The organism is Providencia sp. wls1922, from assembly GCF_009706505.1.
Lineage (GTDB): Bacteria > Pseudomonadota > Gammaproteobacteria > Enterobacterales > Enterobacteriaceae > Providencia > Providencia lanzhouensis.
Genome location: NZ_WLUG01000100.1, coordinates 59,002 through 81,024, shown reverse-complemented (window position 1 = coordinate 81,024; position 22,023 = coordinate 59,002). Strand labels below are relative to the sequence as shown.

Genomic DNA, 22,023 nt, shown 5'->3' with positions numbered 1-22,023 from the left:
ATCACCCTCTCGGATGATGCTGCTCATGTAAAGCACGTAGCCGCTCAGTAGCGACATGTGTGTAAATTTGGGTTGTGGATAGGTCGCTATGACCTAACAACATTTGTACAACGCGTAAGTCCGCGCCGTGATTCAATAAATGGGTTGCAAATGCATGCCTTAATACGTGAGGAGATAACGCATCCCCATCAATATTAGCAAGTACGGCATAATATTTTATTCGGTGCCAAAATGTCTGGCGGGTCATCTTTGTACCACGTTTGCTTGGAAATAAAACATCGCTAGTTTTCCCATTCAGTAAATCTGGGCGCCCTTGCGCTATATATTTTTCCAGCCAGTAAATCGCCTCTTCTCCCAGAGGGATCAAACGCTCTTTATCACCTTTACCAACGACCCGAACGACGCCTTGACGCAAGCTGATATCCGAAAATGTCAGCCCTGTCAGCTCAGAAACCCGTAAGCCACAAGCATACAATACTTCCAACATGGCTTTGTCCCGTAACTCGAGCGAGTCTTCAGTCGCAGGTGCATTAAGCAAATCTTCAACTTGTTTTTCACTGAGATCTTTGGGTAACCGCTGCGGAATTTTTGGTGCTGCGATTACCGCGGAAGGATCATCCGCTCTTATCTTTTCGCGATAAAAATATTGAAATAACCGGCGAATCGAACTTAATAAACGCGCAGAACTTGCAGCTTTGTATCCGCCATCAATACGTTCCGCGAGAAAAGATTGTAAATCAATCGACTGAACACTTTCCAAATGCAATTGCTGTGCATCCAGCCATCTATCTAACGATTGGAGGTCATTACGATAAGATGCCAAAGTGTTTTCAGCAAGATCTTGCTCCAACCAAATTGTATCAAGAAACTGTTCAATTAACGGATTCAGTTGTTTACTTTCCACGCCAGATCCTATGCCTCTTTATTATTACAGTGCAATCTATTATGCCTGATTGTAGCACCATCTGTTACAATACGTCCCTCGTGATAAAAACCAGCGCTGGATATAGTAATAATATATATGAAAATAGGTCTTTTTTACGGTTCAAGTACCTGCTACACCGAAATGGTCGCAGAAAAAATACGTGACATTCTTGGTGATGATTTCATTACCCTCCATAACGTCAAAGATACACCGCCAGAATTAATGGAACAGTACGATGCTCTTATTTTGGGTATCCCTACGTGGGATTTCGGTGAAATTCAGGAAGATTGGCTAGAAATTTGGGAAGCGCTTCCCAAACTTAACCTTGCGGATAAAATGGTCGCAATGTATGGCATGGGTGACCAAGTTGACTATAGCGAATGGTTTTTAGATGCACTTGGCATGCTCTATCACCAGCTTAAACCGACTGGCGCACAGTTTATTGGCTTTTGGCCTACTGAAGGTTATGAATTTGAAAGCCCGAAACCGCTCACGGAAGATGGTGAGATGTTTGTGGGTCTTGCATTAGATGATGTGAACCAGTTTGAACAAACCGATGAGCGAGTCGCACAATGGTGTGAGCAGATCCTACAAGAAATTGAAGCTGCTCTTTAAGCGCCAAAGACAACTAACTGCAATATCAAATATCAGGGTATTGCAGTAGTAATTGATTGAGATTGCGCCAATTCTCTTCGGAAACAGAATCCTTTGCAATCCACAAGCGAAGCTTCTGAGGCTTACCTTGCAACGCATTAAGCGTTAATAAAATACCAAAACGGCTACACCATGGCGCTTTGATAATTTCCCACTCATTCTTTTTCCATTGAAGCTTGTTGCCATTCACCAATACAGCCACACCTTTGACTTTAGCGATATTTTTTTGGCTTTTTGCCCAACTAGCTACCAACACCACTAATAATGGCAGCCAAATCATTGAATTACCTGGAGCCCATGGTGCAACAAGCAAAATAATGCCCGTTACCCCATGAAGACAGGTGGAAAAAAGCTGAGTTTTCCATGAAATGGAAAGATTAGATTTCCACAGGACCACGATTTTTATTTCTTTCTTGAATGAGTTTAATCATAGAGAACAGTTCTTCGTCCTCCGGACGCCCGTGATTCATCAACCAATTGAACAAATCTGGGTCTGGACATTCGAGCAGGCGCACAAAAACACGCTTATCGTGGTCTGTTAGCTCGTCATATTCATATTCAAAAAATGGCATGATAGAAATATCAAGCTCACGCATGCCTCTCCTGCACGCCCAATGAATTCGCGCCTTGTTATTGATATCGATTTGACTTTGCCCGCTAGGCATTCCATTATCCATTTCACTACGACCTTTTGTTGCAGTTGACTGATAAGATTGATTATTTTAAATACTCTATCAGATAATCTGTCAATAAAACATGTCACACTCTACATAGTTCACATTTTAGGTTGTAAAATACCGTTTTTCTACAAACTATTTACCCTCTTATGCTGAATAATAGGTTAATGGCACTTTAGTTCGGTTTGAGGCTTGCAATGTGACCTAGCTATTTTACCATTAAGCACCATTATCAAATAAAGAACAACAGGTGAAATCATGACTTCCCATGTAGACAACGCACAACAGTTTCCCCTCGATTCTCAGTCTTTACCCCTTGTTTTGATTTCACTGGAAAACTGGGAACTTATCCACCTACACGGCGCTGATGCAGAAAAATATCTGCAAGGACAAGTCACCGCCGATATCAGCACACTTGAGCATGCACATACACTAACCGCTCATTGCGATCCAAAAGGAAAAATGTGGAGTGACCTACGTTTATTCCATCACTTAGCCGGTTATTCTTATATTGAAAGACGCAGTGTTGCTGATGCCCAACTCGCAGAGTTAAAAAAATACGCTGTTTTCTCTAAAGTCACTTTTGAAAAGAAACCAGAACTGAAATTACTGGGTGTGGCAGGCCAAGGCGCACGAGAAGCGCTTTCATCTGTGTTCGCCACACTACCCGATACCCAAAACCAAGTCATCGCAGAAGGCAACAGTACCCTTCTACATTTTGACCTTCCCGCAGAGCGATTTTTAATTATTACAGACGAAACGACTGCTCAAAACATCACCGAGACCTTAAATGCGACATTGGTTTCTGACCAACAATGGTTAGCATTAGAAATTGCGGCGGGCTTTGCCGTTATCGACCAAGAAAATAGTGCCCAACATCTGCCTCAAGCTGCAAACTTACAAGCCATCCCTCACGGAATTAGCTTTAAAAAAGGCTGCTATACCGGCCAAGAAATGGTTGCACGCGCCAAGTTCCGTGGTGCCAATAAACGCGCGATGTACTGGCTAACGGGCACTGGCTCCTCACTTCCAACTATTGGTGATGGTGTTGAGTGGCAACTCGGTGAAAACTGGCGCCGTACCGGAACAGTACTCGCCGCCGTGCGTTTAGGGAATGGAGAACTTAGCATCCAAATCATCATGAACAACGATATGGAAGCTGATAGCGTGTTTCGCGTTATGGGTGACGAGCAAAGTCGCCTGACCATTGCACCACTGCCTTATTCATTAGAAGAAGATAAATAATTGGGGTTTTTATGTCATCTGCAATAAGTAATAAGCCACTCGACGTTTTGAATTTTGGGGCTTTTACTGAAGTCGTACAATTTTTGATGGAGCTCGATAAACTGAAAAGCGTTTATCGCAAGAATAAATTATTAAACCGCGAAAGACACGAAAACACAGCCGAACATAGCTGGCAGTTTGCTGTTGCTGCTATGGCTTTTGCCCCTTATGTGCCGGGCGTTAATCTTGAACGCGCCATTAAACTTGCGCTCGTTCATGATATCGTCGAAATTGATGCAGGTGACGTTTTGGTGTTTGATAATGCCGCTCGTGAAGCCATTCATGATGACGAAGTCAAAGCAGCTAACCGCCTGTTTAATCTACTGCCAAGCCCGCAAAATGCTGAATTCTTAGCATTATGGAATGAGTATGATGCCGTCGAGACATTGGAATCGAAATATGCCAATGCCATTGATAGAGCCATGCCGATGTTATTGAACTTGCATAATCAGGGTCAAAGCTGGGTTGAAAACCATATTCGTCATGAGCAGGTCGTTAGTAAATGTGACTATATTCAGGAGATCCTCCCTGAATTTTGGTTGCAGCTTAAACAGCAATTAGAGCAAGCCCACCAAAAAGGCTGGCTGCTGTAATTAAAAAAATAAAACAAAAAACGCCAGATAAATATCTGGCGTTTTCATATTAAAAAGCTAAAAAATTAATTACATATACTCATCAATAGGCACACAAGAGCAATGTAAATGGCGGTCGCCATAAACATCATCAAGGCGTTTTACCGCTGGCCAGTACTTGTTCACTCGTGTTGCGTGAGATGGGAATACAGCCAATTCACGGCTATAGCTATGACCCCACTCTTCTGCCAACTCAGTTTGAACGTGTGGCGCATTGACTAACGGGTTATCTTCCAGCGTCCATTTACCTTGAACCACTTGATCAATCTCATCGCGGATAGACAGCATTGCATCGATAAAGCGATCGATTTCCACAATACTTTCTGACTCAGTAGGTTCGATCATCAACGTACCTGCAACTGGGAATGACATGGTTGGCGCATGGAAACCATAGTCAATCAAGCGCTTAGCAATATCCAGCTCACTGATGCCTGTATCTTTCTTGATTGGACGTAGATCCACGATACATTCATGAGCCACATAACCCTCTTGTCCGGTATAGAGGATCTCATAGCGACTCGCTAAACGCTTCGCAATATAGTTAGCGTTCAAGATTGCCACTTGGCTGGCTTTTCTCAGCCCATGAGAGCCCATCATTCGGATATACATCCAGCTAATTGGCAGAATAGAAGCGCTACCAAATGGCGCAGCAGAAACCGCACCTTGTTCGGTTAGCATTTCTTGAGTGACGACAGAGTGCCCTGGTACAAACGGTGCTAAATGTTTCTTCACACCGATAGGTCCCATACCTGGGCCGCCACCGCCATGAGGAATACAGAAGGTTTTATGTAAGTTCAAGTGAGACACATCCGCGCCGATAAAGCCCGGTGTTGTCAGCCCCACTTGTGCGTTCATATTCGCGCCATCTAAGTAAACTTGCCCGCCATATTGGTGGATAATTTCACACACTTCGCGAATGCTCTCTTCATACACACCGTGAGTTGACGGGTAAGTCACCATCACGCATGAGAGCGCTGCACTGTGCTCCTGCGCTTTTTCTCGCAGGTCAGCAAGGTCAATGTTACCTTCATCATCACAGCGTACCACCACCACTTCCATACCCGCCATGTGAGCAGAGGCTGGGTTAGTTCCGTGAGCAGAGGCTGGGATCAAACAAATATTACGTGCGCCTTCATTGCGGCTTTCATGGTAACGACGGATTGCTAACAGACCCGCATATTCCCCTTGAGCCCCTGAGTTAGGCTGCATACAGACAGCATCATATCCCGTCAATTGCACTAGCCAGTGGGAAAGCTGCTCAATCATTTGATGATAACCTTGCGCCTGCTCCGGTGGACAGAACGGGTGTAACTCACCAAATTCAGGCCACGTAATTGGCAGCATTTCCGCAGCAGCGTTAAGTTTCATAGTGCAAGAACCTAATGGGATCATCGCTTGGTTCAACGCTAAATCCTTACGCTCTAAGCTGTGCATGTAGCGCATCATTTCCGTTTCGCTATGATAACGATGGAAATTTGGATGGGATAAAATCACGTCATCACGCAACATGGCTGCTGGAATTGCACTTTCACTTTCCGAAACTTGCTTATCTAATTTTTCGAAATCCAGTTTTTGGTCAGTACCCGTGATCACAAAGAACAGTTCGTTGAGATCTTGGCGAGTGGTAATTTCACTGAACGTAACACCCACTGCACCGTGAATATCTGTCCGTAAGTTTATTTTTGCTTTTTCAGCGCGCGCTAAGACCGCCGCTTTGTCTGCTACTTCGATAGCCAGAGTATCGAACCACGTTTTATGGCGCAGAGCGATGCCTGACTCTGTAAGCGCTTTCGCAAAAATTGAGCTAAAGCGATGAATGCGCTGAGCAATCATTTTCAAGCCTTCAGGTCCATGATACACCGCATACATCGCGGCAATATTGGCCAGTAAAACTTGGGAAGTACAAATGTTGGAGTTCGCCTTTTCACGGCGGATATGCTGTTCACGAGTTTGCATCGCCATACGTAGCGCAGTATGACCTGCAGCATCACGAGAGACCCCGATAATGCGTCCCGGCATCGCACGTTTGAATTCATCTTTACACGCAAAGAATGCAGCATGAGGGCCACCATAACCCATTGGTACACCAAAACGCTGCGCTGAGCCGAAAACAATGTCAGCCCCTTGTTTTGCAGGTGCTGTCAATAACACTAATGCCATCATATCGGCAGCCACACAGCTGACAATATTCTTCGCTTTTAGTTTGGTAAATAACTCGCTGTAATCATGAATATTCCCTGTGGTGCCAACTTGTTGCAGTAATGCACCAAACACACCTTCGTGTTCCAGCACTTTTTCCGCACTGTCGACAATCACTTCAAAGCCAAATGTGCCTGCACGAGTCCGCACAACATCAAGGGTTTGAGGATGGACGTCATCCGCAACGAAAAAGCGTTCTGCATTTTTCAATTTACTGATGCGTTTTGCCATCGCCATGGCTTCTGCTGCCGCTGTCGCTTCATCCAGCAAAGAAGCTGATGCTAAATCTAAGCCCGTTAAATCAATCGTTAATTGCTGGAAATTCAGCAGTGACTCAAGACGACCTTGGGAAACTTCGGGCTGATAAGGGGTATAAGCCGTATACCAGCCTGGGTTTTCGAGCAAATTACGTAAGATAACAGGAGGAAGGATCACTGGGGCATAGCCCATGCCGATATAACTTTTATAACGTTTATTTAGGGAAGCAATCCCTTTTAATTCTGCGAGCGCTTCTTGCTCGGTTGCACCACCGCCGACTCTTGGTGGCTCAGGCAGTAAAATGGCTTTCGGGACAATTTTGTCCATTAAATTATCAAGGGAGGTCGCGCCAACAGTACCTAACATGGTTTTTATTTGTTGTTCTGATGACCCTATATGGCGCGAGATAAATTCTGAACGGTTTTCTAGTTGACTCAGTGACATCGACATATCTGTGTTCCCATCCTTTTTGCTATGCGTAGCGTAGGTTATAAGACTCTAGCGATGATAAAACCTATTGATAAACTGCGAGATAAGTAGACTAGTTCAAACTAACCTTGGTTAAAAATATTCATTATGTTCTTGATATTTCGCACTGTAGCAAGCGATCACACTACAGTGCGAAACATGATGCTGTGGATTACTCTTCCGCAGCGATCATGCTCAGATAACCTTGAGCATCGATAAGGTCAGCTAACTGAGAGTCATCGCTCATCTTAATACGGAAAATCCAGCCTTCTTGATATGGCGATTCGTTCACCAGCTCTGGAGAGTCGCTGAGTGCACTGTTAACTGCAATAATTTCACCACTAATCGGTGCATAAATATCGGATGCTGCTTTCACAGATTCAACGACAGCACAGTCGTCCCCTGCGCTCACTACATCACCCACATCGGGTAAATCAACAAACACCATGTCGCCTAAAGTTTCTTGCGCATGTTCAGTAATACCCACAGTGAACTCACCGTTTCCTTCATCACGCAGCCATTCGTGTTCGCGGGTATATCTTAATTCTTTAGGTGCATTGCTCATTTCTAGCCTCTCTTTTGATTCTGACCATATGTTCTTGAGAAAAAGTTTTTGAGAAAACGTTTTAAAATCAATTTGTATTAGAAAATATCTAATTACACTAATGCCTTACCTTCACGGACAAATCCTGGTTTTACCACTTCAACCGGCATTTCCCGCTGACGAATTTCAACGATGGCGTGATTTTTAATGTCACCCGGTACACGCGCTAGCGCGATACTGAAACCTAACGTTGGAGAGAATGAACCACTAGTGATCACTCCCTCATGCAATTTACCTGATTCATCCGTAAAGCGCACAACCTGTTCAGCACGTAAAATGCCTTTTTCGCGCATCACAATACCCACCAGCTTATCGGTACCTTTCGCTCGCTGTTTTTCCAACGCTTCACGGCCAATAAAGTTTCTGTCTTGCGGCTCCCAAGCAATTGTCCACCCCATATTGGCCGCTAATGGAGAAATAGACTCATCCATATCTTGCCCATAGAGATTCATACCCGCTTCAAGACGCAGAGTATCACGAGCGCCTAAACCTGCTGGATGAACGCCTGCCTTCAGTAACTTATGCCAGAAATCCACGATATGCTGTTTCGGCATCGCAATTTCATACCCTTTTTCACCGGTGTAGCCCGTGGTCGCAATAAACAGATCGCCAGTTTGAACACCATAAAAAGGCTTCATATCTTTGATGGCAGCACGTTGTTCTTCAGTCAGCAACGTGTGAACTTTTTCTTGAGATTTCGGACCTTGAACGGCAACTAATGCCAAATCATCACGTACAGTAATCGCGACCGCATAATCTTTCGCGTGCTGCTCAATCCATGCTATGTCTTTGTCTCGCGTCGCAGAGTTAACCACAAGGCGGTAGAAATCATCTTCAAGGTAATAAACAATCAGGTCATCAATCACACCACCTGATGCATTCAGCATACCTGTATACAGTGCGCGACCTTTGATGGTGAGCTTAGCAATATCATTGGCGAGAAGATAACGAAGAAAATCGCGGCAACCTTCGCCATGTAGGTCAACAATCGTCATGTGGGAAACATCAAACATTCCTGCATCGGTTCGAACAATATTATGTTCGTTGATTTGTGAACCATAGTGCAGTGGCATCATCCAGCCATGAAAATCCACCATTTTTGCGCCGCAGGCTATATGCTCATCATATAGAGTCGTTTGCTTTACCATGAATACCCTCTTTACATTACTGTGTCTGATGGGGTGATTGCGTAATGAACGGCATAAATTTTTTTCTGTGAACCCCGTTTCATCAAAACGCAAATCATCGGATTTGATTCAAAACCGCTAACATTCAAAATTGGATGCTATAAATAAAAATAGGGTGATGTACTCTCTGTATTACTGATTGCGCCCTCACATTACCAGTGGTTTTTGTTAAATAATTGAGAACGATCACTCAATCCCTTCATATTTGGCTTATTAGTGCGCAAAATATCATCGTAATTGAGACTTAACCCAAAAATGTGGACAAATTCAGAAAAACACATAAATTAGAAAAACTAATCCGAAATCATGGGTAAATTAGTTTTTCTCAGCTATTGCTAGGCAAGACTGGTTGCGAACAAAATGGAAAGAGAAATAAAAAACCTGAGTATTTAAAATTAAACACTCAGGTTATTTGGAAGAGAAAATTCAGACGGAATTAAGCGTTATTAGTCGGTAGTTGCTTTAGCCATTTTGGCATATCCGATAAGCCCATCGCGTGGTTTAGTAGTTGAGGCTTAACACCCGGTAAACTGTCAGCTAAAACAAGACCAATATCTCGCAGCAATTTCTTCGCAGGGTTGTTGCCATCAAACAGTTCACGGAAACCTTGCATTCCCGCTAACATCACCGCTGCGCTGTGCTTGCGGCTACGTTCATAATCACGCAAATAGAAATATTGACCAAAATCTTTGCCTTCACGATGTAGCCTTCTGATTTCACCAATCAGCATAGCGACGTCCATAAAACCAAGATTCACCCCTTGGCCCGCCAAAGGATGAATGGTGTGAGCCGCATCCCCGAGTAGCGCTAAACGCTGCGCCGCAAACTGACGCGCATAACGTCCGGTTAATGGGATAGTTAAACGGTCGCTTTCTAATTGGCAAAAACCTAAATTAACATCAAATGCGACGGTCAATTCTTTCTCAAATTCTAACTTATCTAAATCTTGACGACGCGCAGCGGCTAAGTTTGGCTGAGACCAAACAATCGAACATAAGTGCGGGTCGCTTAGCGGTAAGAACGCGAGGATGCCTTCCCCATTAAAAGCTTGGCGAGCAATACCTTCATGGGAACGTTCGGTTCGAATAGTTGCTACCAGTGCGGTATGTTCATAATCCCAGAAAGTGAGCGGAATATCTGCATGACTACGCAGCCATGAATTTGCGCCGTCAGCCCCGACTATCAAGCGAGCCGTCAGCATATTTTCATCATCTAACGTGATGAAAACGTCATTTTCTCCCCATACCACCTTCTTGATGGTTGCAGGGGCCAGTAAAGTTACATCACGCAATTGGCTGGCTTTTTGCCATAAGGCATCGCGCACCACATTGTTTTCAACGATATGACCTAAATGCGAGAGATTTTGGTCTTTAGCAGAAAAAGCAATACGACCGAAACTGTGGTTATCCCACACTTCCATCCCGCTATAGGCGGCAGCACGCATCCCTTTGATTGCTGACCATACATCTAAATGAGTCAATAATTTTTCACTGGCGGCATTGATTGCCGACACGCGTAGCGCATGGGGATCGTTAGCAGAGAATGGCGTTTTAGGTGGATGGTTTTCAACGACCGCCACACGTAAACCACTGCCTTCGAGTCCACATGCCAGTGCGAGTCCAACCATACCACCACCGGCGATAACCACATCAAACGATTGCATATTTTTATTCCTCTTAGTTTTGTGGTTATTTATGTGCGACCCAGCCAAGGGTTTGGCGGGCTAAAACATCACGAACAGGCGGCAACATCTCCATCGCCATCAGACCTAAATTACGCCCCACAATTAATGGGAAGCAACGATTAGCAAATAAGCGCACCAGACCATCGGTCATGGTGACTGTTTTTTCTCGATCGGCTAATCGGGTTTGTTGGTACTGACTTAGCAATGAATAACTGCCAATATCTTGCTGATTATCATGAGCATTGACGACTAACTCAGCTAATTGCATGACATCACGGATCCCAAGGTTGAAACCTTGCCCTGCAATTGGGTGTAATGTTTGCGCTGCATTTCCCACCAACGCAACACGGTGACTGACAGGATTCACCGCTTTTCTTAACACTAATGGGTAACAATTACGTTTACCAGCTTGGGTTATTTCCCCTAAACGCCAGCCAAATGCTTGCTGTAATTTGCGAATAAAGGTTTCATCATCCCACGCATTAATATCGTCAGCATGTTCTTGGCGATGACACCAAACTAACGAGCTACGCCCTTCGGACATAGGTAATAATGCCAAAGGACCAAATTCAGTAAAGCGTTCGAAGGCACGCCCTGCGGGGTCAATCGATGTTTTCACATTAGCAATAATTGCCACTTGTCCATAATCATCTTGCTGCCATTGCATATTGCAAGCTTGACCAATCGCAGAACGGCTACCATCCGCCGCCACTAATAAACTGCCCGTGATTTGCTCACCGCTGTCTAACGTGACAGTCACGTTGTCCACTGTACGCTCAACATGCTCCACTTTAGCAGGACAATAAAGTGTAACGCCGGGTGCTTTACGTAACAGTGAAAATAAACGAGCACCTGCTTCATGCAATTCGATCACATTACCCAATTCAGCGATTTGGTGATCTTCAGCATGAATATTAACAAACCCTGCATGCCCTCTATCGGACACATGAACGTGATTAATGGGGGTAACGCAATCAGCAAATGCAGACCAAACACCAATCGACGATAGGTACTGGCAAGTGCCGTGCGCTAACGCAATCGCTCGTGCATCAAAGCCCGGATGCTGGTTATCCGGTTGAGATGCTTCGATTAGTGATACCGAAACACGTCCTCGACTGAGTGATGAAATTGCCAGTGCCAATGTCGCGCCAGCCATTCCTCCCCCAACAATAATCACATTCATAGGTTGTTAATTACCTTCTATTATTACTTTTTACTGCTTAACCTAAGCGTTTTTTAGCCGCCGCCATTAACGCTTCAATTTCATCAGGATCTTTAACGACCATCGCCGTTAAGTTTTCATTCCCATCTTCAGTGATAAGAATGTCGTCTTCGATACGTACGCCGATACCACGGTATTGAGGCGGTACGTCAGCATCTGGCGCAATATATAATCCTGGTTCAATGGTTAGCACCATGCCCGGCTCTAAAATGCGGTCTCTTTCTACACCGTAAAAACCGACATCATGAACATCTAAGCCCAGCCAATGGCTTAAACCATGCATAAAAAATGGATGATACGCTTTGTTTTCGATCAATTGTTCGACGTCACCCTGCAAAATGCCTAATTTCACTAAGCCTTCTGTTTTAATGCGAACAATTTGACGAGTCACTTCGTGGATACTGGTGCCTGGGCGGTAAAGTTCTAATGCGGTGTTAATAGATTGAAGCACGATATCGTATATTTCACGCTGTTCTTTGGTGAATTTTCCGTTCACAGGGAAAGTTCGGGTGATATCCCCTGCGTAACCTTCTAACTCTGCACCGGCATCAATTAGGACTAAGTCCCCATCTTTCATCGCACATTCATTTTCTGTGTAGTGCAAAATGCAGGCGTTTTCGCCACTACCGACGATGGTGTTATAAGATGGGAAACGCGCACCATGGCGAGTAAATTCATACTCAATCTCACCACAGAGTTGGTATTCATACATATTCGGGCGGCAAGTTTCCATTGCACGAATATGGGCTAATGCCGAAATTTCACCCGCTTTGCGCATGACGGCCATTTCTGCATCCGACTTAAATAGGCGCATTTCGTGCACCATTGGACGCCAGTCAATGAGCGTGCGAGGGGCTTTTAAGTTGCGACGGCTTCCTCGACGCAGAACATCCAATGCACCGAAAACCAGTTTATCCGCGTAATCAAATTCACCTTGAGCGTGATAAACCACATCGAGACCATTGAGTAATTGATAAAGCTGGTCAACGATTTCATCGAATGGCAGCGCTTTATCAATACCTAATTTTTCTGGTGCAGCATCTTGTCCTAAGCGACGCCCAAACCAAATTTCTGCGGTAAGATCGCGAACACGGTTGAATAGCACGGTGTGGCTATGTTTCTCGTCACTTTTTATTAAAACTAAAACCGCTTCTGGCTCACTAAATCCAGTCAGATATAGAAAATCACTGTGCTGGCGATACGGATATTCGCAATCCGCATTACGTTGTGCTTCAGGTGCTGAAAAAATAATAGCAGCACTTGCTGGCGCCATTTGAGCCAATAATGCATTACGACGAGAAATAAATTCCTGCTTATTCATACCGTTATTGCCTTATTATTTGGGTTTTAGATTGGTTGCTTGTTTGATAATTAGCTAAAAATCAAACGGCAATCAGTTCAAATTAGGTAAATCCGTTCCTTAACCGTAGGTGACTGACAATGCAGAAAGCCTACAGTTAGTGGGTCGCTACCTAATATTATAGATTAGTGAAGAACGGGCTTGATATTCTCAACAGCGGTTGGGCCTTTTTTCGGCTCAGCCAATGCGATATAACACAGTTGAACGGCAACTCTCACATATTCAACAACTTCTTCTAATGCTTGCTCTAACTCTTCTTGGTCTTCTTCTTCATCATAACCAAGCATACCGATGTTACGTAGATCAGTAATTACTTCACTAATCTCTTTTTTATCAGTCAGTTTAGGTTGAGCAACACCAATGCCAAGTAAGAAGTGGTTAACCCAGCCAGCTAGTGCGTCCGCATGGTCAAACACAGAAGCGTCTTCATCCGGAAATAGCATATTGAATGCAAATTCGGTGTCATCTAATGCTTCAAATGTGAGGTCATACAGTTCACGCAGCGGTTGTGAAACGGTTTGCGGAAACGCAAGTCCGTCATTTGCTAGATCATGAACAAGGGTTTGCCAACCGAGGTCACGGCTTCCTCCACAAATCAGTCCGGTTATTAAACCATGGATCTCGGCGGCAGTGAGTGCGATTGAGTGCTGTTGGAGTAAGTTGTCCAACGATTCATAGTTAGGTAAAGATTTTTGTATAGACATCTGAATTCGTCATGTTAGCTTGGGATTCGTGATATGCTACCACCAAGGATAGCCGCTAGACCAGTCTGCTTTTTTTGTCTGAGTTATTATTAGCTTATTTTTATTCTAAACTAGTAATATATCGCCAATGCCTATCTAAGCATAAGCTATGCAAAAATTAACAACATTTACGCCAAATGTCCTACTTTTATTGGCGAAAAAGATTTTAGTATGGAGGTATCATGTCCGCACAACCCGTTGATATTCAGATTTTTGGGCGCTCTATGCGCGTTAATTGCCCAATAGAACAAAAAGAAGCGCTCTTAGAGTCAGCAAAAGAATTAGAAGAACGCTTAAAAACGTTAAAAGACCGAAGCGGTGTCACTAACACTGAACAACTTATTTTCATTGTCGCATTGAACGTCTGTCACGAATTAGCACAAGAAAAGACAAAAACGCGCGATTATGCTTATAATATGGAAGAGAAAATAAAAGTATTGCAGCAGACGATTGAACAAGCGTTGCACGATCAGGTGAAAATCACTGAGAGGCAGGTATTGCCCCTAGAGTAAATATGCTTATTAATCAATCACTAGTAAAATAATAAAACGAAAAATTAGGTTGCATTTACACTCTAATTTCGTACAATGAAGTCACTGAGTAACGAAAGTTCTCAAAACAAATTTCTCTGAGATGCGCGTCAGTGGGTAAGTCCCCTGAGCCGATATTTCATACCAAACAGAATGTGGTTATTGCGCTGGTGAGCATGCCTGATTCGCTCAGGAAGCCTAAAGGTTGCTAAACTGCGTTCACCTTGAACCAAGGGTTCAAGGGTTACAGCCTACAACGGCATCTTGGAGACCTCCCTTCTATTTAGTCTGCACTGTATTCTTTGCACAAAATCTCAAACCCACACTAAAAATTACGTATTCCTTGCGATATACTATTTTGTAAATTTTTCCACGAGTTATCAACTTGATATTAGGAATATGATTTATGGAAATGGTTATGTCAGATACGCTATCTTCACTACGTCAGCAAATCCGTAAATCTATTCGAGCTACCAGACGGGAACTGACGCCTGAAGTTCAAGATGATGCGGCACAACGCATTATCGCCCACACACTTAATCACCCAAAAGTCGCACAGGCTAAAACTATCGCCCTATTTCTTTCGTTCGATGGTGAAATTAATACACGTCCATTAATCCAAGCCCTTTGGGATCACGGTAAACAAGTTTATCTTCCCGTTATTCACCCTTTTGATCCTCACCACCTATTATTTTTGCACTACACGCCGAAGACTACCTTAGTAAAAAATAAATTTAATATTGAAGAGCCACAATTGAATGTATTAGATGTATTACCTATCGAGCGACTGGATATTATGATGATCCCGCTGGTAGCTTTTGATAGCCAAGGGCAACGGTTAGGAATGGGAGGCGGATTTTATGATAGAACATTGGCAAATTGGCAACAAACTGGCTTTTATCCTATTGGACTCGCCCATGATTGTCAGTTAGTTGAAGATTTACCTGTCGCGCACTGGGATATTCCATTACCAGAAATTATTACTCCGAAAAAAATATGGCGCTGGTAGATACCAACGCCACTGTGCTTTTAATGAAATGTTTTTAATGCATCGACTGATTAGAACAGCAGACGAGCACGGATGGTGCCTGGTAGAGATTTTAATTTCAGTAATACTTCATCCGCTTGGCTTGGTGACTGCGTCAACACATCAATAACCACATAGCCCACATTCCCCGAGGTTCGCAAGTATTGCCCAACCACGTTAATGTTATTTTCAGTAAACACTTGGTTGATACTGTTCATGATACCAGGGCGGTTTTCATGAATGTGCAGTAAACGGTTAGTATCATCCATATGCACTGGCAGCGAAACTTCAGGGAAGTTAACCGCAGATAATGTTGAACCGTTATCTGAGTATTTTGCCAGTTTACTTGCCACTTCTAAGCCAATATTTTCTTGCGCTTCTTCCGTTGAACCACCGATATGTGGAGTCAGAATAACGTTATCGAATTTAATCAACTCAGAAATGAATGGGTCATTAGGATCGTTGTTTGCTGCTGGTTCCGTTGGGAAAACGTCAACCGCTGCACCTGATAATTTCTTGCTTTCTAACGCTGAACTTAATGCAGGAATATCAACAACAGTACCGCGTGATGCGTTGATGAAAATCGCACCTTGCTTCATTTGCTCAAACTGCACTTCGCCAAACATGTTTTTCGTGCTGGCCGTTTCAGGCACATGTAAGCTCACCACATCGCTCATTTTTAATAATTCTGGTAATGAACGAACTTGAGTTGCGTTACCTAATGGCAATTTGTTTTCGATATCATAGAAGTAAACATCCATACCGATACCTTCAGCTAAGATCCCTAACTGTGTACCGATATGACCATAACCGACAATACCTAAGCGTTTGCCACGAGCTTCAAAGCAGCCTTTCGCTTGTTTTTCCCAGATCCCGCGGTGTGCTTGCATATTCGCTTCAGGAATACGACGTAACAGAAGTAATAACTGACCTAATACCATTTCCGCCACGGAACGGGTGTTGGAGAATGGTGCATTAAAGACAGGAATACCGCGCTTCGCTGCAGCATCGAGATCAACTTGGTTGGTTCCAATACAGAAACATCCCACAGCCACCAATTTTTCTGCTGCGGCAAAGATCTCTTCCGTCAAATGAGTACGGGAGCGGATCCCCACAAAACGTGCATCTTTAATCGCTTCTTTTAATTCTTCGTCCGACAGCGCACTTTTGTGATATTCGATATTGGTGTAACCCGCTGCTTTGAGGTTATCCACAGCACTTTGGTGAACACCTTCAAGCAGTAAAAATTTAATTTTGTCTTTCTGCAAAGATACCTTGACCATTTACCCTACCCTATCGTACTTAATTTTTGACCGATGAATTTCGTATGAACTCAAAATAATTCGAGATGCACGCCATGAAATTAAGGCACTCCAGCCCCCTCACATGCACCTTGAAATAAAACGAGAATACCAACATAGCAAAATTCAGCGCAGTAGCAATACAAACGATTGCTTAGACTCTGCTAAAAAGTGTGATGAAAAAGAAGTTATGTGGTGGAAAATCTAGAGCGGTAACACAAAATAAGCATTTTGCCCACCCAATGGGCATTTGTGTGAGATATATCACCAAAATAACGGAAGGTAAAAAAAATTTAAATAATTTTCATGTTGATGATATTTACAAAAGTCATTAACCATCAAACTATTTAGTTAAAAACACGCTAATCAAAAACAAAATAAGCCAGTGAACTCAAAAAGCCACTGGCTTATCATTACATTCTGATTAATTACAACTTAATGGTTTTTACGCCATCAGCCGTTCCCATCAGCACAACATCCGCACCACGGTTAGCAAATAACCCGACTGTTACGACACCAGCAATGCCATTGATTTTATTTTCTAATGCGACTGGGTCGAGAATTTCTAAATTGTGAACATCTAAAATAACGTTGCCGTTATCCGTCACCACGTTTTCACGGTAAACCGGCTGACCACCCAGTTTGACTAGCTCACGAGCCACATAGCTACGCGCCATTGGGATCACTTCCACTGGTAGAGGGAATTTGCCCAGTACGCCCACCAGCTTAGATTGGTCTACGATACACACGAATGTTTTAGCAATGGCAGACACGATTTTTTCACGGGTTAACGCTGCACCACCGCCTTTGATCATGTTCATATTACCGTCAACTTCGTCAGCACCATCAACATAAACATCTAATGAATCCACGCTATTACAGTCAAAAACGGGAATACCCAAGGATTTTAATTTTTGCGTTGATGCTTCAGAGCTAGAGACTGCGCCTTCGATTTGCCCCTTCATTGTTGCTAATGCATCAATAAAATGAGAGGCAGTAGACCCCGTACCAACACCAACAATGGTGCCTGGTCTAACATATTCTAATGCTGCCCAACCTACTGCTTTTTTTAATTCATCCTGAGTCATGCGAGAGCCTTATACTGAAATAATGAGTCATTAAGTAGATGCTCAATAGTATATACCGGACACCCAGCAAGTTGCAGTATTGTTATTAGGGATTGTGCACTACTTCTTATGAAAAATACCCTTTAGGAATATTTGCAAGTGTTATCCCTAAAAATATGGCATAGTGATTGGCAGAATAACAAGAAGGAGAGTTTTTGATGAAGCGCCCTGATTATCGCGCCTTGCAAGCACTGGATGCCGTCATTCGTGAACGCGGATTTGAACGAGCAGCACAAAAATTGTGTATCACCCAATCTGCGGTTTCTCAACGAATCAAACAGTTAGAAAACCTTTTTGGTCAGCCTTTACTCGTGCGCACCGTTCCGCCACATCCGACTGAACAAGGTCAAAAACTGCTAGCGCTGCTTCATCAAGTAGAATTACTCGAAGAACAGTGGCTTGGAGATGAAAACAGCGGCTCTACCCCATTATTGCTCTCCTTAGCGGTCAACGCCGATAGCTTGGCAACCTGGTTCTTACCTGCATTGAATCCAGTTCTGGGCAACACCCCTATTCGCTTGAATATTCAAGTGGAAGATGAAACTCGTACCCAGGAACGTTTAAGACGCGGTGAAGTAGTCGGTGCTATCAGTATTCAGCCACAAGCGCTACCGGGCTGTTTAGTCGATAAACTGGGTGCTCTGGACTATATTTTCGTGGCATCTCCTGGCTTTGCGGCTAAATATTTCCCTGAAGGTGTAACTCGCGCATCGCTACTAAAAGCGCCTGCCGTGGCTTTTGACCACTTAGATGATATGCACCAAGCCTTTGTACAACAAAACTTTGGTCTATCGCCAGGTAGTGTCCCTTGCCATATCGTTAACTCATCGGAAGCGTTTGTGCAGCTAGCAAAACAGGGCTCAACATGCTGTATGATCCCACACTTGCAGATTGCCAGCGAATTAGAAAATGGTGAACTAATCGATTTAACACCGGGGTTGTGCCAGCGCCGTATGCTTTATTGGCATCGTTTTGCGCCAGAAAGCCGCACAATGAAGAAAGTGACTGACGCCCTGCTAAAAACAGGACGCCAGATGCTAAAACAAGATGATGAAATTGCGGCTGAAATTAACGCTTAATTTCAAAAACCACATCGACTTGGTCATTAAAATCAATACTTTGTTGCTCATAGGTCTCATCAACATTGAGATCTTGAGCAGCGGCTTTCAATGAACCGCCACGGCTACGCATCGCCATTGGGTATGGCACATCTGATGGAGCATTGTAATTAATGCTGTAAATCGGTCCTAACTGGGCATTAAACCCTTTCGCCAACGCTTCAGCCTGCTGTTGAGCATTCTTCATTGCTTGGTCACGCGCAGCATTACGATATTTCTGCGGATCATTCACGCCAAATTGGACTGAATTAATTTCATTCAATCCTACCGCTAATGCACCATCGAGTAGAACATTCAGTTGATCCAGTTTTCTCACTTTCACTTCAACAGTTCTTGTCGCGGTATAGCCTTTTAAGGATGCTTTCGCAGACGAACTATAATCATAATTTGGTTGCGTACGCACATTGGCAGCTTCAATATCTTGCTTTTCAATGCCATTTTTCTTTAGAAATTCATAGTATTCAGCAACACGCTTATCAACGGCGGTTTTCGCAGCAGCGGCATCTTTATTGGTTACTTGCACATTAATGCTCAGCGTGGCCATATCTGGCGCCACTTTCACAGCACCACTTGCTGATGTCGAAATATGCGGCCCCTCTGGTGCGGCGCTTGCCAATGACATGGTTGGTACCGCAAGACCTGCCAGCAGGGCAGCAACAACGATAGATTTCAATTTCACAGAACCTCCCAATGGTATTTTTCTCTACAAGAAAAAGGAAGTTCATCACAAACTTCCTTTGATTAAGGTTCACATTATCATATTCAGCGCAAACTGCGATTCAGAATAATGCTAATTAATAACCCAGACCATGCATCGCGAGTTTAAATGCAATAAACCACATGACACAACCGACAAACAGGTTAATAAAACGCTGAGAGCGTGGTTTATTCAGTATAGGAGAAAACCAAGCGGCTAACATGGCTAATAAGAAAAACCACACGAATGAAGCCGTTAAGGCCCCTGCTGTAAACCATGGGCGTAATTGGCTTTCTAATTGCCCACCCACACTACCTAACACCACAAACGTATCTAAATACACATGAGGGTTAAGCCAAGTGACCGCAAATAAAGTCACAATCACTTTCCAGCGTGTCATCGTTTTACTTTCTAGCTGTAAGACCTCATCATCTGGGGTCATGGCGGTACGAAACGCACCATAGCCATACCACGCTAGGAAAGCGACCCCAGCCCATGTAATTAACGCCATCAATAACTCAGACTGGCTTAATAGCGCACTACCGCCAAATACACCAGCAATAATTAAAATCGTGTCACTTAGCGCGCATAATAATGCACTCATTAAATGAAACTGTTTGCGACTACCTTGTTGTAACACAAACGCATTTTGTGGCCCCAAGGGCAATATCATTGCAGCCCCAAGCAGAGCCCCCTGAAAATAAATCGTAAACATGCAATTTTTCCTAATAATTATTCAGATTATCTGCAAAGAATGATATCCAGAAAAAATTATTAGTGAAAACGATTAACTCTAATGGACCATAAGTAGAGCTAATCAGGATTGGCAATAACGAAATGATGAAAAGTCAGGATGAAGTTAAGGACAAAGTGCAAATAAAAATGGCGCAACTTTTAGATCGCGCCATTTTTAAAGATAAATACGTTAATACTTATTCAGCAGAAATATTTTTTGCGCTGGTATTAACTTGGTGAAGATGAACATCCATTTGCGGGAATGGAATACCAATATTGTGCTTATCAAGAGCACGCTTAAAGTTTTCCATTAAATCCCAATAAACTGGCCAAGTATCGCCATTCGTTGTCCAGAAACGCACTAAATAGTTTAATGAAGATGGTGCCATTTCATTTAAACGGATAGTCACGCCTTTATCGTGCAGAATGCGCGAGTCAGCAGCAACGATATCACCCAATACTTTTTTAACCACATCAATATCAGAATTGTAAGCAACACCGACCATAATATCTTGGCGACGAAGCGGCTCACGAGTCACGTTAATGATGCTGTCACCAATAATTTTACCGTTTGGGATCACCACAATACGGTCATCTGCCGTTCTCAATGTAGTTGAGAAAATTTGCACGCTTTGTACTGTACCGTCAATCGCACCAATCTTAACAAACTCACCCGCTTTTAATGGTCTGAATACCACCAGCAGAACGCCCGCAGCAAAGTTACCTAATGAATTTTGTAATGCTAAACCAACCGCTAAACCGGCGGCACCCATTACCGCGATGACAGAGGCAGTTTGTACGCCAATTTTGCCCAGCACAGCAATTAGGGTAAATGCCACAATGGTATAGCGAGCAATAGCAGATAAGAATTCGCTAACAGTGGAGTCAATTCCTCTCATTGTCATCACGCGATTCAAACCACGGCTAACCCATTTAGCAATCATCAAACCCACAATTAAAATAACAAGTGCGGAAACGATATTGACGACATACTGGACTAGCAGATCCTGATTTGCCACAAACCAATTTGTTGCATCATTCAATGCGCCTGTAACATCATCAGTATTCATATGTATATCCTTTTCGATCAAATTTAGACTAGGAAAACTCGCTCAATTCAATTAATAACCTTGGAAACTATTAGTAAATAATTGAATAACACGCTTAAAATAATAGCTATAAATTATCAAAATATAAAATTAATCGATAAATAAAATGCTATTTATCGATTTTCGATAACAAACTCACGGTAGTCATCCAACATGTCGAAAAAGTCATTTACACCGCAAAAGGCAATACTTTCATTATCATAGTAACTCATGCCTTCTTCTAACCCATCCGTCTCAAAAGCTAATTGGTTCGCACGGATCATCACTTCCTCATCATCAAGAATAAGTGTGTATTCGTGACCAATAAACTCCCATTGCTTTTCACTGCCTTTAATCAGTTCATAATTTTCTGCGATGGTATCCAGTAAACTGAGATCATTTTTAATTTCCTCATTTAACCAGTAACCGATAGCTTCATGATCCATTGAAAATTTAGCGGTAATACTTCCTGTAATATCCTTTAAGAATTGGTAGTCCATATG

At 43.3% G+C, this 22,023-nt stretch carries 22 protein-coding genes and 1 other RNA gene; 7 read left to right on the top strand and 16 right to left on the bottom strand.

What is annotated here, in order from left to right; all coding sequences use genetic code 11:
- Position 1: 1 nt before the first annotated feature.
- Positions 2-904 carry a site-specific tyrosine recombinase XerD gene (gene xerD / locus GKR71_RS13890; protein WP_036951132.1) on the bottom strand — a complete coding sequence of 301 codons (903 nt, stop codon included), beginning with the start codon at positions 902-904 and terminating at the stop codon, positions 2-4.
- A gap of 117 nt (positions 905-1,021) precedes the next feature.
- Here xerD and fldB point away from each other — a divergent pair, with 117 nt between their 5' ends.
- Positions 1,022-1,540, top strand: coding sequence for a flavodoxin FldB (fldB, locus tag GKR71_RS13885; protein ID WP_036951134.1), 519 nt, complete (start codon positions 1,022-1,024; stop codon positions 1,538-1,540).
- A gap of 25 nt (positions 1,541-1,565) precedes the next feature.
- On the opposite strand, the gene GKR71_RS13880 is transcribed toward fldB, so the two are convergent.
- Both GKR71_RS13880 and sdhE read right to left on the bottom strand, forming a co-directional pair.
- Positions 1,566-1,976: a protein YgfX gene (locus tag GKR71_RS13880; protein WP_036951135.1), complete on the bottom strand. Its 411-nt coding sequence runs from the start codon at positions 1,974-1,976 to the stop codon at positions 1,566-1,568.
- Positions 1,957-2,223 (bottom strand): FAD assembly factor SdhE, encoded by a 267-nt coding sequence (sdhE, locus tag GKR71_RS13875; protein ID WP_036951240.1) that lies wholly within the window; start codon positions 2,221-2,223, stop codon positions 1,957-1,959. Before sdhE ends, GKR71_RS13880 begins: the two co-directional genes overlap by 20 nt.
- 291 nt (positions 2,224-2,514) lie before the next feature.
- Here sdhE and ygfZ point away from each other — a divergent pair, with 291 nt between their 5' ends.
- Together ygfZ and GKR71_RS13865 are read left to right on the top strand one after the other, a co-directional pair.
- The gene (gene ygfZ, locus GKR71_RS13870) at positions 2,515-3,501 is read left to right on the top strand and encodes a tRNA-modifying protein YgfZ (RefSeq protein WP_036951136.1); all 987 of its coding nucleotides are present in this window, start codon (positions 2,515-2,517) and stop codon (positions 3,499-3,501) included.
- Positions 3,502-3,512: 11 nt separating this feature from the next.
- Positions 3,513-4,133 (top strand): HD domain-containing protein, encoded by a 621-nt coding sequence (locus tag GKR71_RS13865; protein WP_036951137.1) that lies wholly within the window; start codon positions 3,513-3,515, stop codon positions 4,131-4,133.
- A gap of 69 nt (positions 4,134-4,202) precedes the next feature.
- Here GKR71_RS13865 and gcvP read toward each other — a convergent pair whose 3' ends face one another.
- The 7 genes from gcvP to GKR71_RS13830 all read right to left on the bottom strand — a co-directional run bounded on the left by gcvP (position 4,203) and on the right by GKR71_RS13830 (position 13,858).
- Positions 4,203-7,079: an aminomethyl-transferring glycine dehydrogenase gene (gene gcvP, locus GKR71_RS13860; RefSeq protein ID WP_154634445.1), complete on the bottom strand. Its 2,877-nt coding sequence runs from the start codon at positions 7,077-7,079 to the stop codon at positions 4,203-4,205.
- A gap of 190 nt (positions 7,080-7,269) precedes the next feature.
- Positions 7,270-7,662, bottom strand: a complete 393-nt coding sequence (gene gcvH, locus GKR71_RS13855) for a glycine cleavage system protein GcvH (RefSeq protein ID WP_036951141.1) — start codon at positions 7,660-7,662, stop codon at positions 7,270-7,272.
- A 92-nt stretch (positions 7,663-7,754) separates the two neighbouring features.
- Positions 7,755-8,849: a glycine cleavage system aminomethyltransferase GcvT gene (gene gcvT / locus GKR71_RS13850; RefSeq protein WP_036951142.1), complete on the bottom strand. Its 1,095-nt coding sequence runs from the start codon at positions 8,847-8,849 to the stop codon at positions 7,755-7,757.
- A 475-nt stretch (positions 8,850-9,324) separates the two neighbouring features.
- On the bottom strand, positions 9,325-10,551 hold the full coding sequence (gene ubiI / locus GKR71_RS13845; RefSeq protein ID WP_108478269.1) for an FAD-dependent 2-octaprenylphenol hydroxylase: 1,227 nt from the start codon (positions 10,549-10,551) through the stop codon (positions 9,325-9,327).
- Between the two features lie 25 nt (positions 10,552-10,576).
- Positions 10,577-11,755, bottom strand: a complete 1,179-nt coding sequence (gene ubiH, locus GKR71_RS13840) for a 2-octaprenyl-6-methoxyphenyl hydroxylase (RefSeq protein ID WP_154634444.1) — start codon at positions 11,753-11,755, stop codon at positions 10,577-10,579.
- 37 nt (positions 11,756-11,792) lie between these two features.
- Entirely contained in the window at positions 11,793-13,115 is a 1,323-nt protein-coding gene (gene pepP, locus GKR71_RS13835) for a Xaa-Pro aminopeptidase (RefSeq protein ID WP_036951148.1), read from the bottom strand.
- A gap of 164 nt (positions 13,116-13,279) precedes the next feature.
- Positions 13,280-13,858, bottom strand: a complete 579-nt coding sequence (locus GKR71_RS13830; protein WP_036951150.1) for a YecA/YgfB family protein — start codon at positions 13,856-13,858, stop codon at positions 13,280-13,282.
- Positions 13,859-14,079: 221 nt separating this feature from the next.
- Here GKR71_RS13830 and zapA point away from each other — a divergent pair, with 221 nt between their 5' ends.
- The 3 genes from zapA (at position 14,080) to GKR71_RS13815 (ending at position 15,436) form a co-directional block, all read left to right on the top strand.
- Positions 14,080-14,409, top strand: coding sequence for a cell division protein ZapA (zapA, locus tag GKR71_RS13825; RefSeq protein ID WP_036951152.1), 330 nt, complete (start codon positions 14,080-14,082; stop codon positions 14,407-14,409).
- Positions 14,410-14,519: 110 nt separating this feature from the next.
- Positions 14,520-14,702: non-coding RNA, 6S RNA (gene ssrS, locus GKR71_RS13820), on the top strand.
- 131 nt (positions 14,703-14,833) lie between these two features.
- Positions 14,834-15,436: a 5-formyltetrahydrofolate cyclo-ligase gene (locus tag GKR71_RS13815; protein ID WP_230082548.1), complete on the top strand. Its 603-nt coding sequence runs from the start codon at positions 14,834-14,836 to the stop codon at positions 15,434-15,436.
- Positions 15,437-15,486: 50 nt separating this feature from the next.
- On the opposite strand, the gene serA is transcribed toward GKR71_RS13815, so the two are convergent.
- Positions 15,487-16,737, bottom strand: coding sequence for a phosphoglycerate dehydrogenase (serA, locus tag GKR71_RS13810; protein ID WP_036951154.1), 1,251 nt, complete (start codon positions 16,735-16,737; stop codon positions 15,487-15,489).
- A gap of 446 nt (positions 16,738-17,183) precedes the next feature.
- A complete protein-coding gene (gene rpiA / locus GKR71_RS13805) occupies positions 17,184-17,843 on the bottom strand; it encodes a ribose-5-phosphate isomerase RpiA (protein WP_108478272.1) in 660 nt (219 codons plus the stop codon).
- Between the two features lie 197 nt (positions 17,844-18,040).
- Here rpiA and GKR71_RS13800 point away from each other — a divergent pair, with 197 nt between their 5' ends.
- Complete coding sequence (locus GKR71_RS13800; protein ID WP_036951157.1) at positions 18,041-18,961, top strand: LysR family transcriptional regulator ArgP; 921 nt, start codon at positions 18,041-18,043, stop codon at positions 18,959-18,961.
- Here the strand turns inward: GKR71_RS13800 and GKR71_RS13795 are convergent.
- From GKR71_RS13795 to GKR71_RS13780, 4 genes are all read right to left on the bottom strand, one after another.
- Positions 18,951-19,679 carry an oxidative stress defense protein gene (locus tag GKR71_RS13795; protein WP_230085086.1) on the bottom strand — a complete coding sequence of 243 codons (729 nt, stop codon included), beginning with the start codon at positions 19,677-19,679 and terminating at the stop codon, positions 18,951-18,953. The two genes, GKR71_RS13800 and GKR71_RS13795, sit on opposite strands and share 11 nt — an antisense overlap.
- A 115-nt stretch (positions 19,680-19,794) precedes the next feature.
- The gene (argO, locus tag GKR71_RS13790; protein WP_132495786.1) at positions 19,795-20,412 is read right to left on the bottom strand and encodes an arginine exporter ArgO; all 618 of its coding nucleotides are present in this window, start codon (positions 20,410-20,412) and stop codon (positions 19,795-19,797) included.
- 217 nt (positions 20,413-20,629) lie between these two features.
- Positions 20,630-21,502 (bottom strand): small-conductance mechanosensitive channel MscS, encoded by an 873-nt coding sequence (gene mscS / locus GKR71_RS13785; RefSeq protein ID WP_036951161.1) that lies wholly within the window; start codon positions 21,500-21,502, stop codon positions 20,630-20,632.
- Positions 21,503-21,654: 152 nt separating this feature from the next.
- Complete coding sequence (locus GKR71_RS13780; protein WP_036951163.1) at positions 21,655-22,020, bottom strand: YacL family protein; 366 nt, start codon at positions 22,018-22,020, stop codon at positions 21,655-21,657.
- Positions 22,021-22,023 lie beyond the last annotated feature (3 nt).